The sequence below is a fragment of the Anabaena sp. UHCC 0204 genome (genome assembly GCF_009711975.1).
Lineage (GTDB): Bacteria > Cyanobacteriota > Cyanobacteriia > Cyanobacteriales > Nostocaceae > Dolichospermum.
Map to the genome: position 1 here is coordinate 162,842 of NZ_VIKW01000005.1, position 18,157 is coordinate 180,998.

Genomic DNA, 18,157 nt, shown 5'->3' on the forward strand with positions numbered 1-18,157 from the left:
GCGAGTAAATCTAGATTTTGTAGTCCATTCCGTAATTAATAATTTTTTTGACACAACGATAGCTACAATCTAGGAGAAAGAAAACCCAATAAAGTGGCAGATGTTCAGGTGGCTCTTGCAGTGGCTTAACAAATTTTTAAAGTACCCCTTTGGCAGCCTTGGGATCAATGATCCCCGGTTTAGTCAAGGCGAACTGGTGGTAGATAAACCCCCAGAACTCACGAATGCGGATCTAGAGTTGTTGTTTAACGAACTACTAGAAGGCGTGCATCAAGCGCGAGGACAACAGTGGGCGTTGAAGTATTTACAGCGGATGGAACCACGAATTACTATTGACCGTTGGATAGATTGGCTGTTGATATTTGGTGATAAATTATTAGCCTCTCCTGCTCCCAATCATCAGTTAGCCAAGCGGATGGTGCAATTGGGTGAATTGGGGCTGGGTGAGGTTAGTAACCTGGCTTATGATATTGGGATTCAATTATTGCGGCGCAATTTGAATCAAGAGTATGAGCGTAAGCAAGAGCCACTGGAATTGGACATCTTTATCCCTACTGAAGAGGAGTTAGATAGTCCAGGACAAGAATTGCTGCGCCAATTTGGTGAACAGCTTTGGGAATATCAGGAAGCAGACAGTGTAACTAATCCACCAACGCCTCAAGTAATTGAGGAGGTGTTGACTGATTACTCTTTAGATTTGAGTGATGAGTTTTTGATCAAAGATGTTGAGAATGAAAATCTACATGATGTTTATGTTCAGTCGGAAACTGAGCAGCTAAGTTATGAGTATACAATTCAGGAATTTTCTGAGAATGTTGAGGAAGTAGTTGCAGTATCTCTAACTGAGGAAAATTTGCATCATTCTTTGGCGAATGTAGAACCGCAGTTAGCATCCACTTTAGATGAGTTGGTAGTGCGGTTGGAGCAAAGTACCAATCTTGTCCAGCAGTTGGCTTCAGATTTGGCAATTCGGGATAGTCAAACATCGCAAATTGTTGTTGCTAATCAGGCGGAAATTTTATTTTACGAAGGTTTGCAGCAAGCTAAATCTGGGAATTTATTGGCAGCTTTGGCTTTATATGAGCAAGCAAGTCAAATAGAATCTGGAGCTTATGAATATTGGTTTAATCAGGGATTGACACTTTATTATTTGCAACGGTTTCCAGAGGCGATCGCCGCTTATGACCAAACACTGGCACTCAAACCAGATTTCTACAAGGTTTGGTACAGTCGTGGCTGTATTCTCGGCGAGTTGGGAGACTTTGATGGGGCGATCGCATCTTTTGATCAGGCGATCGCTATTAAAGCTGATTATGAAGAGGCTTGGTCGAGCCGGGGTTTAGCATTATTGAAGTTAGGTTTAATCTGGGAAGCAATTTCTAGTTACGATCAAGCTCTCAATCTCCAACCCCAAGATCCAGAAACTTGGTACTACCGAGGTATAGCTTTAGCTGTGGGTGAGCAATATCCCGAAGCGATCGCTAGTTATGATCAAGCCCTCAATCTCCAACCGGACTATCATGAGGTGTGGATTGATCGAGGTGTAGTGCTGTTTAATTTGAAACAATGGTTAGAAGCCATTGAATCTTGGGATCAAGCCCTCTCTGTTCAACCTGAATTTTATTTAGCCTGGTATAACCGGGGCGTGTCCTTTGAAAACCTGGGACGACGGGAAGATGCGATCGCCTCTTATCAACAAGCGATCGCCATTAAACCCGATTTCCACCCCGCCTGGTATAACCAAGCCGTAGCCCTCTTTTATTTAGAACGTTTTGCTCAAGCTATTTCCTGCTATGACAATGCTTTACAAATTAAACTAGACTACTGGGAAGCTTGGCTCGGTCGTGGTGCTGCTGCTGGTAATTTAAACCCTCATCAATCATCATTGATTGTCGTTAGTAGCATTTCTGCTGCCAATCCCGCCCTCAATTTAGGCGGATATCCAGGCAAATTAGCCAGTTATCAAGAAGGTTTAAAACATCTTCGCCCAGATACTCACCCCGAAGGCTGGGGAAGATTACATATAGCTCTTGGTAATACTTATTACGAGCAAGGCAAAAAAGAATCCAACCCCCGTGATTATTGGCATCATGCTATATCTGAATATCAACTAGCACTATCCACTCTCACACCAGAAGATTTCCCCGAATTGCATCTAGAAATTTTGCAATCTCTGACCAAAATGTTGATCTGTTTGGGAGAAACAGCAACTGCACAAGAATTGCAAAAATGGGGTATGGAATTATTACAACAATTACTCACTCACCCCACTCGTTCTGATGAAAACAAAAAACAACTAGCACTGAAATTTGCTGGTTTGGGACAACTAGCCGTTGATTTGTCTGTAAATACAGGAGACTTAGTAGAAGCTTGGGAAATTGCCGAACAAGGTAAAAATAGTTGTTTACATTGGTTAATGTCTGAAGCAAATTATCACATTAACAATGTTAACTATACATCTATTCAACAATTACTTAATCCCTCCACAGCCATAATTTACTGGCATTTTAGCCCAGCCGCTTTACACACATTTATCATCAAAGATCAAGCACCGTCTCCCATTCTTCTACTTACGCCTATACAAGATATTGAGGCTATACCAGAAGCAGTACGACGTTTAATTGAATTTGAAAATTGGTTAGCAGATTGGCAACAATTAGCAATTCCATCCAAAGTTTTGGAATTACAAAATATCTTGAATATTCCGATAATTATTCAAGAATTAGAAGGGATAGATACAATCATCTTAATTCCCCACCGTGATTTGTACAAGTTACCTTTACACAGTTTATTTAATCTGTCTTTTTCTGCAATCTCGTCTTTAAATTCGGTGGACTATAATATTAGTTATCTACCTAGTGTGGCTATAGGGATTTCTTTACAATCTCAGTCATTTTCATCTTGGCATCAAAATAATGGTAGTAAAACTTATCCTCAACTCAAATTTGATCAGTTAGCATCGGAAATTGTGAGCGAAACCTTTGCTATTTCTAAGGATTTTCTCAGTTATTAAAAGATGATTGTTAAGGGAGTTCCAAAAATAAAATCCCTAATTGATGCTAATGATCATCATTGGTAATGTCTTTTAATTCTCCCTCTTATATGTTTAAACTTTAAGAGGGCTGTTCTCTTAGTCATCTATATCTTTACTCATCAGAAATCATACTTAATATCCATTCTATCCATCGTCTAACAGTGCTAGAACGTCTATCCGCAGTTTTATACTTTAACTTTGTACAGGATAAAATTATCTTAATAATTTCATTTTTATCCGGTATTTCACCATTTAAAAGGGTAGATTCAAAAGTTTTATAAAAAACCTGATATTGTAAAATTTTTCTAATAAAATATAGTATTTTTATTTTATGCCTTTTTTTCAAATAATCTGTGCTTTCATCACTTAACTTAAAGTTGATTTCTTTAGTATTTCTGTCTTCATATTTATCAACAAATCCAAGATATCTAGCAGCATCAGTATAATAATTAGTCTGTCGTTGATCAAATTGATAATTTGCTGTAATCTCTTCCTTTGTAAGCTCTTTATTTAACAAAATTGTGAGTAAATCTATAATTCTTGCAAATGTATTTGCTTGTGGAAATGGAATATTTGTTGGTTCAGGAGCTATCTTAATAGATTTAAATATTTCAGATACATCATCATGAGTTATTATTTCGGGTGCTATAACATAATTTTTTTGTTCTACTAACTTTATAGAATTGTAATCTAATAAATTCTCAAATTTATATATAAAGAAGCTAAATATATTACTAGAATTAGAGTAAGTCATTAAAACTGGAATCACCTGCTTTGTTCTAATTTTATTAGACCATAGTTGATATGGATAATAAAGCTGCCTAATTAAAAAATTATCCACATCATATAATTTAGCTTCCACCAAAACAAAATAATTTTCACTCTCAAACCCTGCATCTATTTCACACTGAGAATTATCAACTTCAATTTGATACTGGTTGTTATCTACTCTATCTTTTATAAAGAATTTAAACTGACCTGTAGACATTCGACCATAAACAGTTTGTTTAAAAATTTCTCCATTACTATTTATTAAATCATCTATAATATCTATATTGAAAGCACAACTTAAAGCTGCACTTTCTGAAAAGAGATTACAATAATCTATACTTTCTATACTGGAAGGAAAATCAACAGGAGTAGGTTCTAAACAAGCGTCATAATCAACATTTAAATAAGTATCAAATCTGCCTATTATATATTTCTTTCTGGAAATAGGTAATATAGACAGCTTATGTTGTTTAAATATTTTAGGCAAAGTATGATAATGATCAAACTTTGCCATTAACCTACTTTCTCTGAATTCATTAATACTATTTGACTCTATCTTAAAGTATCCTATTTCATTGATTTTTTCCAAAATAGAGTATTTTTCAAATAGTGCTTCCCAAGCAATATCATTTTTGTTTTTTGCTTTTTTAGTATTTTTATCACTCATAGTTTTTTACTAAAATCTCATCCACTTTACCTCTTTTTTTACCATTACAATTTATCGCTCTTATAGCTGATATTTTTGTGTGTGGATAATCTTTATATAGGTCTTTAATAAATTCTGTATAAGCATTGCTTAGTAAAATATGACAACCCCTATTATTTAGATCATCAAATACCTCTTTTAATCTTCGCTGTTCCTGTTTATTGAAACCGTTAACATCGTAGCCAGTAAAAGAAGCAGTTTCAGAAACTGGATCATAAGGAGGATCGAGATATATAAAATCTCCTCTTTTTGCATCTTTAACAACTTCTTGAAAATCAGAGTTTAATATTCTAACTTGATTTTCATTTAAATATTTATTAACTGCTTTTAAAACAGCTATATCTAAAATATTTGGATTTTTATATTTGCCGAAAGGTACATTAAATTGACCTTGAGAATTAACTCTAAATAACCCATTATAACAAGTTTTATTTAAGAAGATAATTCTGGATGCTCGTTGAACTTCTGTTTTAGACTTAAAATTCTTTTCTCGATCCCAGTCTCTAATATCATAATAATAATATTCATCATTTTTGTGATTTTTTAAATCTTCAATTAGTTCATCTAAAGAATTTTTAATTATTTTGTAACAATTTATCAATTCAGCATTACTGTCATTAATGACAGCTTTTTTAGGTTGCAAACTAAACAAAAGCGCACCACCACCAATAAAAGGCTCGTAGTAGGTTTGAAGATTATGATTTTTAGGGAGGTGATTGGCTAGAATTGTCGGCACAAGCTGTCTTTTTCCTCCTGCCCACTTTACAAATGGTTTGACTAACGGATTAACTGATACCATTTTATGACCTGCAAATTATATAGTACAATAGTTTATTAATACTATTGTACTATATAATTGATATTTTCGTATAGAGTCACGATTATACTATATTTTTTGAAAAAATCTGGATTTTTGAGAATTAGTGAACTATTCCCAGTTTAATTGACATTCATGTTGATCAAATTCCCAATCAATACACACATCAGATATGGAGTCTATCGAATTTATTATATTAAACACTTGAAGCTTATCTTCTTGTTGATATAAGCTAACAGCATATAAAATAGTAGCAGCTAACCAAGCATCAAGTCGTCTAGCAAATTCAAGTGTCCAATCATATCTTTCTTCAACAGTAGGTTGATAATTAATCACAGGAGAGGCAGTTGATTTATATGATGGAGGGTAAGGGAGTTGAATCAATCCAGGTAAAACACCTAAAATATGAAATTCAGTTTCATTATCACTCACATCAATTAATTGCCACTCAGTATTATTTGAGTATAAAGGCATATTAAAAAATAAATAATTTCCTCGTTCGTAAGTGTTACATATATTCCATATATCCCAAGAGCGTAAAGCTTTTATTAGCACTTCCTGCCATTGTATATAAACATCAGGTATTTGCAACATATCAATTGAGGAATTTAAACTTAGTAAACTTTGATCATAAAATTCTGATTCCTGATTATAAATAGCTTTTGGTAATTTATTCCATTGAATTTTAGAGTCATCTTGAGAAAATTGTAATGATTGGCAAACTTCAAATAATGTAGGATGAGAATTTATATTGGCAATGAGATTTAGCCTATCTTGTTTTGAAAGGAGATTACCATCATAAATAATAGCAGCCATTAACCAAGAATCAATTATTCTAGAAAAGTTTAAAGTCCAGTCGGATCTTTCTATGGGAATAGGCTGATATCCATATAAAGGTTCTGGATATCCATATTCCTGCAATTGATTTATTCTGAAAGCTGGTGGAAGAGGAATTAAGTAAAGTATTTCATGAGATAATAATGACCAACTTTCTCTAAACTTATTAAGTTCAATATTTCCCCAATTAAACCCAGAAATGAACTCTGTCGGATTACTAAAAAATAAAATTTCTCCCATTTCATCAGTATTGCAAGTATTCCAGAATTTTTGTGAACGAATCTGCTCTAGAATACATCTATGAGAATCCACATACTTATTAAAAATAATATTTTGTAACCGTTTTGAAACCATAATATATTATGTATTATGAAATTTTAGAACATCAATAGTAATATTATAGGATTATTTACCATCCTGTAACAAAATATCCATCTTGTAAAATAACCATTTTATAGCACTTTCCACATCTGAAACTTGTTCTCCTGGGGGTACAGGTGGACGGTTTACCATCACAACTTTTATTCCTAGTTTTCGGGCGGCGATAATTTTCGGATAGGTAGCACTACCACCGCTATTTTTACTAACAATAGTATCTATATTGTATTTGAGGAGAATTTCCTGTTCGTTTTCTAAAGTAAAAGGACCGCGATCGCATATAATCAAACCAGGTGGCACTAAAACATCATTGTTTGGCGGATCAATCATCCGCATTAAAAACCAAACTTTCTGTAAATGTGCAAAAGTCGCAATTTCCTGTCTACCAATTGTTAAAAATACCCGTTGGCTTTGGTTTTCCAACGCCGCAGCAGCAGCAATATTATTTTCTACTTCTAACCAATGATCATCCTCTAGTTTTTCCCAAGGTGGACGAATTACCATTAATCTCGGAATACCAACTTCCTGTGCGGCTGCGGCTGCGTTCCCAGAAATCTGATTAGCAAAAGGATGAGTAGCATCAATTAAGAGATCAATTTGCATTTCTCGCAAATAACTAACCAACCCAACTACACCACCAAAACCGCCAATCCGCACATTACCAACGGGAGTAGAAGGTTCACGGGTTCGACCGGCTAAAGAGGTGATCGCTTCAATACCAGAAATATTTGCTACCCTAGCAGCCAATTCTGCCGCATCACCAATTCCACCTAGAATTAAAACCCGCAACATATCAATTTAAAATTTTTACAAGCTATTATCTATCACCTGTGATAGATTCCAAAGCTTTGACTTGGTTTTGCAATTTTTCCACAGTTTGCAAATGCGCTTGCTGTGATGAATAACCTAGCCAAATCAAACTACCACTAAACATTGTCACCACAGTCACTAAAAGACTGATTAGCAATTTTACCTGGGAATGAAGACGCTTTACCTGCTGTATCTGATTCTGCTCTGGATACGGGGGAGCATAAACTAAACTCGGATTTTCATTTTCCCCCACCACCTCTATTTGAGGGTTTTCTACACGAGGAAAAGCAACTTTACTTTGCAACCATTGAGTAATCAAATTCGGGCAATTTTTCTTAAACCATTGCCAAGCCAAAAGTTTAAATGCAGGCTTAGACATTTTAGTTATAAATTTCAGTGTTTTATTCAAAGTTCCCAACTTGAACTTCTGATTTACCAAATTAGTTGATCCCACATCATAGAGACAATCCAAAATTGCCTTAATTATAGCTTCTTCCTGATAAACCAACGTTGTTAATAATAGTTCAACATCACTGATCAATTTCTCTTCTCTGTTTTTCTCCCTAGATTTTTGTGTTAAATCATTTGGTATTTTTACTTGTTTCATGATCTTGCGAGTATAAATTTTGATTTTTCAAAGCTATATTCTCATCATCAATATGGTTGATTTAATTCAATTGTATGGTGGACTTGTAACCGAGAAATCTCGACGGATCAAAATTTTTATTAATTTCTGTGCTTCACTTTATAGCAGATGCCAATTTAAAGCCTAATATCAAGTAAAGACGTTCTAGCAGCACCTCTCTACTCAATACTTGTCGGTTAAGTTAAAAACATTAAATCAGGCAGGTTGGGTTGAAATTAGGAAACCCAACATTTACGGACTTTGGTTGGGTTGTGCTGTCGCTTACCCAAGAGTATTGCCTCTCTACTCACGTTAATTCTATAGCAAGACAGGTATTTTTGCCAAAATACTGTTTTTTAAGGGTTCTGGCCGTTCTGACCAACGGAGAAGACTATCAGCCATAACGTAATATTTACTACCATATTCTCATACTGCTTCAGCACCGCCAGCAATAGGTAAATCGTCAAAAAGATCCGTTAACTTACTTTGAGCAACAAAAGCTACGACATAGGAATAGTTACAAATACTCATAGATTCAACAGATTTAACCCCTAAATCCCAAATTTGGGCAAATTTCTGAATCTTACAGTAGTTTCTAATTATACAAAAAAATAAAGCCCTTGGGATATTACCAGGGCTTTGGAAAATATAGGTAAAAAAGGTTTTTCTGTCTCTTTCTCTTGACAAAGAAAGATTTTAAACCAATTGTCAATTATCCATTAATAACGCATTTCCTAGTCTAATGAAGTACAAAATTATCTGTGTTTATCTGCGTCCATCTGCGGTTAATTCTTTCTTCTTATACCTCACTAAAATGGGAATTGCTATATTTTCATCATGTAAATTACATATCAGATGCACCAGTAGCAATTAAACGTCTGAATAAAGCTGCCGACCAACCAGTTTCTTTGAGTACAGCGGCTGAAGAAACTTCTACATAAGCTTGCTCAATAAAAGCTAAATCAATCATGCAAATTCTACCCAATGCTTCTTTTAATTCTTCTGATTTACCATCAGCTTTAAGCTTTTTGCCAACTTCATGAACTACAACAGCCATTGCTGGAACTACGTGCTGAGGAGCAATACCAATTTTGACGTGAATTAGACCAATGTGCCAACGACATTTTGCATATTCATCGCCCCAATTATCCATACCTGTAAACATTTGAGAAAACCATTCAATAAAGGTTTTATGTAAACGATGAGCGCGTCCTTCAGTTGCACTTAAAATGCCACTCATTTCTGCGTCACGTCCGAGATAAGCATAAAAATGATTTGCCATTTCTTCAGCAATACTGCTTCCCCAATCTGCATTTTCTTTCATGACAGATTTATCTTCTGGAGTCAGACCAATACGAGTTTCCATAGTGGTCAAAAAAGCGCGAGGTTCAATAGCCATGATTAATCCTTAAAAACTGTTAGAAGTGGATTTAATTAACTTTTGTGGAAACTTGATCAAAGATAGAGTATGGATTTTTTTCCAAATCACATAGTAGCGGTAGAAGTATAATTAATATATACCCGTTACTAGAAAGGAACTAATTCAAATACATCATGAGTACCTCCTTGGAGGACTGATTTAGTATGTGTTCCTCTCAAACACTTACCAAGTATTTGTTCGATAGCACCCCAAAATGCACCCATAGTAAAAGTGCATTTACGAGGTGAATTTAGTGGTTCACCAGCAGAACAAAAGGTTTCAGAAGTATAGACTTTAATGATTTCACCTTCAGCAACAATTTTCTCAACAATACACAACCGTGTGCCTTCTTTGCCTAAAGCCAGGTTTAATTCATTTGCTGCATCATTTAATGAATGTGAAGCTTTTGTAAAACCTAAATTTTCAGCTACCTTTTTCCCCCTGGCTCGACCTGCTGTGGTTAGTGCAATAGCTGTAGCTTTTTCTCCTAAAGCTTCTTCCATACCTGTAATGGCTGCCTTAAAACAGATAATACTATTAAAGTCGCCTAGTTCTTTTCGTAACTCTAACATAATTTTAAATTCCTGGATAAACCATTTTACCAATTGATAGTTAGATTTAGATTTAGATTTTATCGGATTTAATTAACTTTTGTTGAGACTCTATAAAAGATAGAGTTGGAAAATTTTTCAAAATTTAAGATAGCAGCAGTATCAAGTATAATTAACCTGTTTTACTCCGCAAAAATCCTACTAAACTTTTGAGAAATGATTGACTCACAGCAGGCTTTTGACTGGGTACTGGGACTGATTCGATTAAATGTATTTCGGTAGTAGATTCTTCCATCATGGGAATAGAAGTAGCCGCAACCATAAAATGTTCTTTTGCCAAACCGACGACAATCAAACGGAAAGCTATTTGCAATACTGTGTCTACAGTAAGATTGAGTTGATTGGCAATTTTTTCTAAGGGAACTTCACCATTGGCAAATTCCCATACTTGCCATTCTTGAGCATTTAGCTGTAACCGGGGCTGTTTTGCACTTAATCCTGATAAACCCGATGTAGGATCTGGTAGTTTCTCTGCTAAAGCATTCCAGTCTCGCAATGCTCGCAAACCGATTAATATAACTTCGGTTGCGGACATACTCAAACCTGTCATTTCTCCTAAGGGTAAGGCTGAGATTGGATCAAATTTAAACTGGCCATCTTTGATTTGGAATAAAGCACAAACTGGACGGAGAACTTGAGAGTTAAACAAGAGTTTTAGTTGTTCTGGCTGTACTAAACCTTGGGATTTCAAACATAGTCCCAGAGGGGAATTAATAAAACAAGAGGAAATGTTTGTCACCCTAGAGATTACACGTTCACTTACCCATCCACGTTGAGCAATCATTAAGGTTAAACCCTGTTGATCTAAACGATCAGATGCAGCTATAACCCGTCCTTGATGCAGCCAAATATAATAAATTTGTTTGCTACTAGTTTGATTTTTGTCAGATGATAATTCAATATGAAGTACACCTGTTTTTTTACCTTGATCTAAAAATTGGAGCAGTTCTGGTAAAGAAAAATCTGCAAAGTTACCATTAATAGACATAACTGACCTCCTTTATTCATAAGAAATTTATTAAAACCCAGAATTTAAACTGCTAATTTGTACTTTTAAAAAAGCTTTTAATTTCTAAACAACACAGCTTTCCATTAAGTGTTGTACTAAATGAATTACTGCTTCTGCTACTGAGTCTTTTTCGTTGGGATTAACCTTAACTAGAGGAGGCCGATTTTGCTCATCTACATAACCAATTGCTAGATATATATCTTCCTCTGCCCAAGCTCCAGGACAATCGGTATGGGTGATACCAATAATCATAGGAACACTTACTCGCGCTTGCATGAAGTTAAGAATATTCCGTGCCTGACGAAATTCTCTCGGCCTATGGGCAGCTACTAAGAGAATATAAGCGTGCGCTTTGTGTATGAGAATATCCCACATAAAATCAAAGCGAGTTTGTCCAGGCGTTCCATAAAGGTGTAATGCCATATCAGGACCAAATTGCAATCTGCCGAAGTCAAAGGCTACAGTGGTTCTTTTCTTCAGCAATGCTGTTTCATCAGTTGCACGGGTATCTGTATCTACAACTTCAATTTCACTAACGGAACGGATGAAGGTAGACTTACCCGCTCCTACAGTTCCCGTGACAACCAAGCGCATAACTTCCATCTTTATCCACTCCGATACGAAAATGTTAATAATTGCTCACATTTTTTTCCTGTTTCACTCTGGCAACGTTGGTGCTATCCAGTCCACAGGCTTATACGACCAATCTAGACGCGTGCTGCAAAAATAAACACATTCAAAAATCAAATATCAAGTTCCCTAGAATCAGCAGCACTTATCTACCAGGGAACTCTAAATTAAGTTACCTGTAAGGTGCTGTCATTTACTGGAGGATCAGTTTTAATTCTGCCAGTACCCGCTTAATTTCTAGCATTAGCAATCCCTGTTTAGCACTTTCACTAGCTAAGACTAGAAGAACTGCATCTTGACCACAACCAGTTAGTATGCCAAAGCCTTTATTGCCTTCTACAAAGATCCGGTCAATAGTTCCTCTGGCTAATTCCATCCCAATTCTTTCACCCAGGGATAGCATAGATGCTGACATCGCTGATACTCTTTCTTCATCCATCCCACCAGGTAAGCTTGCTCCTAGTGGTAGACCATCTGGAGTTACAAGTGCAGCACCCTGTACATCTGTAGTACCACTAACAAAATTTTGCAAAACCATACCAAGTTTTTCTGAGTTGATAGCCATTATAATTATTCTCCGTTGTGTTGAATGGGAAAGTGAGTATGGAAATCAAGCAAATACTAAATTAGCTTAACCCTTTTTTGCCTGTAAAAATACAGATTTTTTTATTCTAAAGTCGTAACTTAGAATACATAATTATCATCACTCTTTAAATGCACAGCTTAGTTACTAATTGTACTAGTACACAACGGTGTAATTCAACCAACCATTAAAAATTCTTAAGAAGCTTGTGTAATCTGCTTTTTTAATTTTTAATTGTTAATTCCCCCATCCGGTACTAGCTTTTTACATCATGTTTCCAAATTCATGTTTTAACAATCACGGAACTGTGTAAATGGATGCCTCTTCACTAGCTGCCTTGTGATTTAAATTATGCCCCAGTGACAACTAATATCATACCGAGAAAATACTGAAATTCAATTTATCTTATCATTTATATAAGTTTCAGGCTATGTGTAAATTTGACATGAGTTGCTTTACGCGGTGTAATTCATAGAAAATCAGCTTTTCTGACAGTTTGACCCTAGTAAGTTTTGAGTATTTATATTAAGTTGTGTAAAATTTATTAGCTATATGTACATAAATATAGTTAGACCCAAAAGATATGATTCAGGAATTAATACATAAATAAAAATAAGTGCTATTTATTTTACGTATTATTTTCCAAATAAGTGAAAAAAGTATGAGCTAGGATCGCGGCTTGAGTACAATCACGTAAGTTAAGTTTATCCAAGATGTTAATAACATAATTCTTGACTGTTTTTTTGAAAATGTAATGCGATCGCATAATAGAAACCGATTGACGCACATCTTGTAATTTTCATAGATCAACTTCCGTAATCACCGATGATGAGAGTTAACAGTGGGAAATGAGGGGTATAACTATTTTAGCTGTTTTGGTAAATATTCAACACATAACTGGACAATTTTATCGAAGTGAAAATCATAGACTAAATCTGTTATGGTCTTAGCTAACTTTTTTTGAAATTCAGGGATTTGAGATATTAATTCCATCGTTTGACTTTTACTACATCTACTAGCAGCATTATATAATTGGATAATCCATTCATCAGGCATCAAATCTAAGGATGAATATTGTTCTTCTTCTTTTTCTACATCTTTTATATTTTCTTCATAAATGTAGCGAAGTTTTAAATGTTCAGCAAGTTTATTTAACAGAAATTCTTCTTGAAAAGGCTTATGAATAAAATCATCACAACCTATAGATAAGATATGATTTCGTTGTTCCTCAAAAGCACTAGCCGTCAAAGCAATTATTTTGATTGGTAGGTGTGAAGAAGCCATATTTTGCTTTTCTAAAGTGCGAATTCTCTTAGTTGCTTCGTAACCATCCATGACAGGCATCTGCATATCCATTAAAATTAAATCGGGTTGGTAAAGCTGCCATAAAGCAATTCCTTCTTGGCCATTTTCAGCTTGATAAATATCGAATCCCAATGGGATAAGTAACTCAACCAAAAGTTTTCTGCTATCGCTATGATTTTCTACGATTAATAATCGGTAACTTCGTTGTTCAGGTACTAGGCTAATAATGTGGCGGTTAGGCTGTTTGGCAGGAATACTTACTTTTTCAGCACAATCTACCTGAATATGAAATCTAAATATACTTCCTTGATCAACAATACTCTCAATCGTGATCTCACCGCCCATCAACTTAACAAATTTTTGACTAATAGTTAATCCTAGTCCTGTTCCTTGATGGTACTGAGCTATTTTTGTTTGGACAAAAGCATTAAATAATTGTTTAATATCTTCGGTGGAAATACCAGGTCCAGTATCTTCTACTTCAAATAATAACAAAGTAGAAATTATACCTTCTTGATCTTTATTGCTTTCTGTTCTAACACGCAGTGTTACTTGCCCTTGCTCGGTAAACTTAATCGCATTTCCTAGTAAATTCAGTAAAATCTGACGAAGTTTCACCTCATCAGTAGTGATATATTGGGGAATATTAGGAGCGCGATCAAAAATAAGTTGTAACTGTTTATAAGCAGCTTTTAGACTTAATAAATCTTCCAAATTATTAAGTAAATAATATAAATCAAAGCTAGAAGGATTGAGTTGAATTTTACCTATTTCAATCTTCGACATTTCTAGTATGTCATTAATTAGTTCTAGCAGGTGTTGTCCACTGCGATTAATAATTTCCAGATGTGCCTGATGTTTTGGACTTAAGAGTAAATCTCGGTTAATGAGTTGAGTAAAGCCCATTATGGCATTGAGGGGAGTCCGTAATTCGTGACTCATATTGGCCAAAAATTCGCTCTTAGATCGGTTAGCTAATTCCGCTGTATCCTTAGCTTTTTCTAGTTCTAGTGATTGTTGTTGAATTTTATTAAATAACTGTGCTTGGTGCAGTGCTATTCCTAACTGGTTACTAATTTGGATAACAAGATTAATTTCATTTTGTTTCCACGAACGGGGAGCAGAGTTTTGATAAACTGCTAAAAGTCCCCACAATTTATGAGCTTTGAAGATCGGGACAATAATATATGCCTGAGCTTGAAATTTATTTAATATCTGTATGTAGCAATCAGAAAAACCAGCTTTGTAAATATTGTCAACAACAAATTTTGATTGATCTGATATTTGATTGACTTGATTGTTTTGGAGGTAGGTATCTGCAAACCAGTTGGGTTTTAAATTTTCCCATTTAGAGTTATAAAGATGTTGTTGAAGAACGATATCATGGCATTTTTCTTCTAATAAGGATTTCCACCCAGGAGCAACTGCTTCAGAGACAAATTCACCACTCCAGTCGGAATGGAAATAATAAATGGCGACGCGATCGCATTTCAATAATTCTCGTAATTCTTCTGTCGTAGCTCGGAATATTTGTTGAATATCCAAGGTCTGCCGCATTCGTTCTACTACTCGTAGAGTTCCCTGTTGCTGTTCTAAACTGTCTTGTAAAGTATCTTCAAATAAGAGCCTCTCTAACTCTGCACCAGCGCGGGCTGCAAAAATTCTTAAAATTAGTTCTGTCGTCTGGGTTTTTAGCATTGGCTTGGTATCTAACACATTTAAATGTCCTAGAATATTGCCCATTGAATCATGTAATGCGATCGCTAAATAACTTTCTACCTCTAACTTAGCTAAATGTTCATAATCAGGAAAAAACGACTGAATATTTTGAGGATAGTAAAGTATTTCTCCCGATAATATATGTTGACAAGGTGTTCCTACTAATTTATACTCCAAGTCTTCACCAAAGTCTTCTCCTCGCCAAAATGCCAGGGTACGAACTTTAGTATTTGTAGGTTCTACAAATCTAGTTACAAAAGCATAACGAACTTCTAAAACTTCTGCTAGGTAGCGAACTAAGGAACGAAAAAACTCATTACCTGTTTTAGAAGCTGTCCCTTCAACAATCAGTTGCAATGCAGTTTGTTGCCGTTTGCGATCAGTAATATCTTCAGCTATACCTAGTAGGTATTTTGGATTTCCCATTTCATCAAGAATTGGCAGTTTCTTTGTATGTAGAATTCTTATTCCTTGGGATCTGGTATGAATAAATTCTTCAAAAATATCTATATTTTTTTTCTTAGTTAAAACTTCTCGATCTTTGGCATTAAAAAAATCTGCTTCCTCTGCTGGAAACAAATCATAGTCACTCTTGCCTATTAATTCTTCTCGGGAATAGCCTAATAGCTCTTCAGCTGCTTTATTAATACGGACAATTTTTAAATTTTCTGCATTCTTAACAAATATCATGTCAGGAATATTTTCAATAATTGAATCTAGAAATGCTTGAGTTTCCCTGATTTCTCTTTCACTTATTTTTAATTCTTCTTCTGCCTGTTGGCGTTTAATTTCTGTTCTGTGAGCGCTAATAAATTTACCAATACTTTGAGCCATCAACTCAATAATTTGTTTCTCATGACTTTGAAATTTTTTAGATCTGACATTAGTAGAAAAAAAGCAAAGTGTCCCATAAATTTTTCCATCTACCCAAATGGGAGTACCAATATAAGATTCTATTTTTAAGCTTTGATAGAGACTATGACAACGCATCTCTTCTATTTCTCCTACATGATCAAATGTAACTGTTTGTCTTTGATCAACTACTTTTCCACAATAAGCATCTGATAGATTGATTTGTAACCCAGGTACTAAAGAATTAAACTCAGATTTAACAGCTAAAAATGAATAACTTTGATTATTAATTTGGCCAACTGCTCCGGCTGAAAACTCCAGGACTTGACAACCTGTATCTAAATAGTCAGTAAAGAGTTCTTCAACATTATTAAAATCAGTGATATTGATGCGATGTAATTGCTTTAAACTAGAACTAAAATTTGCTAGTGCTTGAGTTTTTTGTAGTAATTCTGTATTCTGCTCAACTAATTGATCCTGTAAGCGTCGCAACCGCAGTTGATTTTCAATTCTGGCAATTACTTCTTGTGTTTGAAATGGTTTAGTAATATAATCAGCACCACCCACATTAAATGCTTTTACTTTATCAAAAGGCTCATCTAATGCACTAATAAAAATAATGGGGATATCACGAGTGCTTTCATTTGCTTTCAGCTTTTGACAAAGCTCATAACCATTCATATCACCCATTATGATATCCATTAAAATCAGATCAGGTAAATTTGTTTGCAGATATCCTAATGCTGAATTAGCATCTATAGTTGGGTAAACTTTATAACCATACCTAGCAAGTACCTTGGAAAGTAAAAGTAAATTTACCTGATTATCATCAACTACTAAAATAGTAGCGGGTAATTGTAACTTTTCTATCTGGCTCATCTTTTTATCAAAATTTATTTTAAAAATCCGTATTTAAGCATCGCTGAAAAACTGAAATTTTTATCACATTAAAAACTAGATAAACTAACAACAAATTATTGAATTTCACCACAAACAAAAGGGGCAATTGCATATTTTTCCAAAGGCTTGGACAAGAAATATCCCTGTACTTGATGGCAACCAAGTGATTGAAGCTTTAAAATTTGTTCAGAAGTTTCTACTCCTTCAGCAATCACTTCTAGTCCTAAGTTGTGTGCCATATTAGTAATCGCTTCAATTATATGGTTTCCATTAGGGCAATCTAATTTCTCTACAAAGTAACGATCAATTTTGATAACATTTAAAGGTAGCTCATAGAGTCGGCTAAGAGAAGAATAACCCATGCCAAAATCATCTATATATATCCGAATTCCTGCATTTTGTAGTTTAGTTAGTGTTTCTTTAGCTTGGATATCGTTATCAATTATTGCAGTCTCAGTAATTTCTAAAACCAAACTTTGAGATTTCAAGCCAGTTTCTTGCAAAATCTGCTGAACTTCTGCTGCGAAATCAGGGTTTGCTAACTGTTTACTAGAAACATTAACACTCACTGTTAAGGAAGCAAAATGTTCAGGAAATTCCTGTTGCCACTTGCATAATTGAGAGCAAGCTTCTTTTAAAACCCATTTGCCAATTTTGATAATCGCACCGCTTGTTTCTGTCAAAGGAATAAATGTATCAGGAGAAATTGTCCCTAAGGTAGGGTGTTGCCAGCGTATTAATGCTTCAAAACCGATAATTTTATTATTCTTCAAAGAAAGTATTGGTTGATAGCATAGGCTAAACTCATTCCGCGACAATGCTTTTTCTAGATCCTGCTCAAATTTTATTTGAGCAAGTTCTTTTTCCGAAATGACCGTATTTACAACTTCTCTATCTCCCTTACTGGCGCTTGTTAGCCGAATTAAGCGCTGTGCATTATTAGCTGCAATCTCTACTATATGATGTTGTTGTTTAGATAGAGTACCTAGCTGGCCACAGCTTAACAGATCAAGAGCCATCTGAATTGCAGTTAAAGGATTACGCAAATTATTACTAATGTCCAAGAATATTCCATCTTTTATTTCTGTGCTAACAGGATAATGGAAATTCAAAAATTGGGTACTTGTCATATTTAATACTCTTGGAAAAA

At 34.9% G+C, this 18,157-nt stretch carries 13 protein-coding genes; 1 reads left to right on the forward strand and 12 read right to left on the reverse strand.

Annotation, left to right across the window (positions count from 1 at the left end; all coding sequences use genetic code 11):
- Window positions 1-100 precede the first annotated feature (100 nt).
- Window positions 101-3,013, forward strand: a complete 2,913-nt coding sequence (locus FJR04_RS06175; protein ID WP_168492744.1) for a tetratricopeptide repeat protein — start codon at window positions 101-103, stop codon at window positions 3,011-3,013.
- A gap of 133 nt (window positions 3,014-3,146) precedes the next feature.
- Here the strand turns inward: FJR04_RS06175 and FJR04_RS06180 are convergent, their stop codons facing one another.
- The 12 genes from FJR04_RS06180 to FJR04_RS06235 all read right to left on the reverse strand — a co-directional run bounded on the left by FJR04_RS06180 (window position 3,147) and on the right by FJR04_RS06235 (window position 18,137).
- Complete coding sequence (locus tag FJR04_RS06180; protein ID WP_168492747.1) at window positions 3,147-4,472, reverse strand: translation elongation factor; 1,326 nt, start codon at window positions 4,470-4,472, stop codon at window positions 3,147-3,149.
- Window positions 4,465-5,310 (reverse strand): DNA adenine methylase, encoded by an 846-nt coding sequence (locus FJR04_RS06185; protein ID WP_168492749.1) that lies wholly within the window; start codon window positions 5,308-5,310, stop codon window positions 4,465-4,467. The genes FJR04_RS06180 and FJR04_RS06185 overlap by 8 nt, the downstream gene beginning before the upstream one ends.
- A gap of 129 nt (window positions 5,311-5,439) precedes the next feature.
- Entirely contained in the window at window positions 5,440-6,519 is a 1,080-nt protein-coding gene (locus tag FJR04_RS06190) for an alfin (protein WP_168492751.1), read from the reverse strand.
- 51 nt (window positions 6,520-6,570) lie between these two features.
- Window positions 6,571-7,335, reverse strand: coding sequence for a cobalt-precorrin-6A reductase (locus FJR04_RS06195; protein ID WP_174763508.1), 765 nt, complete (start codon window positions 7,333-7,335; stop codon window positions 6,571-6,573).
- 25 nt (window positions 7,336-7,360) lie between these two features.
- Window positions 7,361-7,960 (reverse strand): hypothetical protein, encoded by a 600-nt coding sequence (locus tag FJR04_RS06200; protein WP_168492753.1) that lies wholly within the window; start codon window positions 7,958-7,960, stop codon window positions 7,361-7,363.
- Window positions 7,961-8,822: 862 nt separating this feature from the next.
- On the reverse strand, window positions 8,823-9,377 hold the full coding sequence (locus FJR04_RS06205; RefSeq protein ID WP_168492755.1) for a protoglobin domain-containing protein: 555 nt from the start codon (window positions 9,375-9,377) through the stop codon (window positions 8,823-8,825).
- A 128-nt stretch (window positions 9,378-9,505) separates the two neighbouring features.
- Complete coding sequence (locus FJR04_RS06210) at window positions 9,506-9,970, reverse strand: hydrocarbon-binding protein (protein ID WP_168492757.1); 465 nt, start codon at window positions 9,968-9,970, stop codon at window positions 9,506-9,508.
- Between the two features lie 151 nt (window positions 9,971-10,121).
- The gene (locus FJR04_RS06215; protein ID WP_168492759.1) at window positions 10,122-10,997 is read right to left on the reverse strand and encodes a DUF4388 domain-containing protein; all 876 of its coding nucleotides are present in this window, start codon (window positions 10,995-10,997) and stop codon (window positions 10,122-10,124) included.
- A gap of 84 nt (window positions 10,998-11,081) precedes the next feature.
- Window positions 11,082-11,621 (reverse strand): ATP/GTP-binding protein, encoded by a 540-nt coding sequence (locus FJR04_RS06220; protein ID WP_168492761.1) that lies wholly within the window; start codon window positions 11,619-11,621, stop codon window positions 11,082-11,084.
- A 220-nt stretch (window positions 11,622-11,841) separates the two neighbouring features.
- Entirely contained in the window at window positions 11,842-12,213 is a 372-nt protein-coding gene (locus FJR04_RS06225; protein WP_168492763.1) for a roadblock/LC7 domain-containing protein, read from the reverse strand.
- A gap of 879 nt (window positions 12,214-13,092) precedes the next feature.
- Complete coding sequence (locus FJR04_RS06230; protein ID WP_168492765.1) at window positions 13,093-16,986, reverse strand: response regulator; 3,894 nt, start codon at window positions 16,984-16,986, stop codon at window positions 13,093-13,095.
- Between the two features lie 95 nt (window positions 16,987-17,081).
- Window positions 17,082-18,137 (reverse strand): EAL domain-containing protein, encoded by a 1,056-nt coding sequence (locus FJR04_RS06235; protein WP_168492767.1) that lies wholly within the window; start codon window positions 18,135-18,137, stop codon window positions 17,082-17,084.
- Between the last annotated feature and the right edge of the window lie 20 nt (window positions 18,138-18,157).

Excerpts from the sequence above, each read along its gene's own strand:
- FJR04_RS06200 (WP_168492753.1), bottom strand. The coding sequence starts at position 7,960 with ATGAAACAAGTAAAAATACCAAATGATTTAACACAAAAATCTAGGGAG.
- FJR04_RS06175 (WP_168492744.1), top strand. The coding sequence starts at position 101 with ATGTTCAGGTGGCTCTTGCAGTGGCTTAACAAATTTTTAAAGTACCCC.
- FJR04_RS06220 (WP_168492761.1), bottom strand. The coding sequence starts at position 11,621 with ATGGAAGTTATGCGCTTGGTTGTCACGGGAACTGTAGGAGCGGGTAAG.
- FJR04_RS06210 (WP_168492757.1), bottom strand. The coding sequence starts at position 9,970 with ATGTTAGAGTTACGAAAAGAACTAGGCGACTTTAATAGTATTATCTGT.
- FJR04_RS06230 (WP_168492765.1), bottom strand. The coding sequence starts at position 16,986 with ATGAGCCAGATAGAAAAGTTACAATTACCCGCTACTATTTTAGTAGTT.
- FJR04_RS06225 (WP_168492763.1), bottom strand. The coding sequence starts at position 12,213 with ATGGCTATCAACTCAGAAAAACTTGGTATGGTTTTGCAAAATTTTGTT.
- FJR04_RS06215 (WP_168492759.1), bottom strand. The coding sequence starts at position 10,997 with ATGTCTATTAATGGTAACTTTGCAGATTTTTCTTTACCAGAACTGCTC.
- FJR04_RS06185 (WP_168492749.1), bottom strand. The coding sequence starts at position 5,310 with ATGGTATCAGTTAATCCGTTAGTCAAACCATTTGTAAAGTGGGCAGGA.
- FJR04_RS06195 (WP_174763508.1), bottom strand. The coding sequence starts at position 7,335 with ATGTTGCGGGTTTTAATTCTAGGTGGAATTGGTGATGCGGCAGAATTG.
- FJR04_RS06190 (WP_168492751.1), bottom strand. The coding sequence starts at position 6,519 with ATGGTTTCAAAACGGTTACAAAATATTATTTTTAATAAGTATGTGGAT.
- FJR04_RS06180 (WP_168492747.1), bottom strand. The coding sequence starts at position 4,472 with ATGAGTGATAAAAATACTAAAAAAGCAAAAAACAAAAATGATATTGCT.
- FJR04_RS06235 (WP_168492767.1), bottom strand. The coding sequence starts at position 18,137 with ATGACAAGTACCCAATTTTTGAATTTCCATTATCCTGTTAGCACAGAA.
- FJR04_RS06205 (WP_168492755.1), bottom strand. The coding sequence starts at position 9,377 with ATGGCTATTGAACCTCGCGCTTTTTTGACCACTATGGAAACTCGTATT.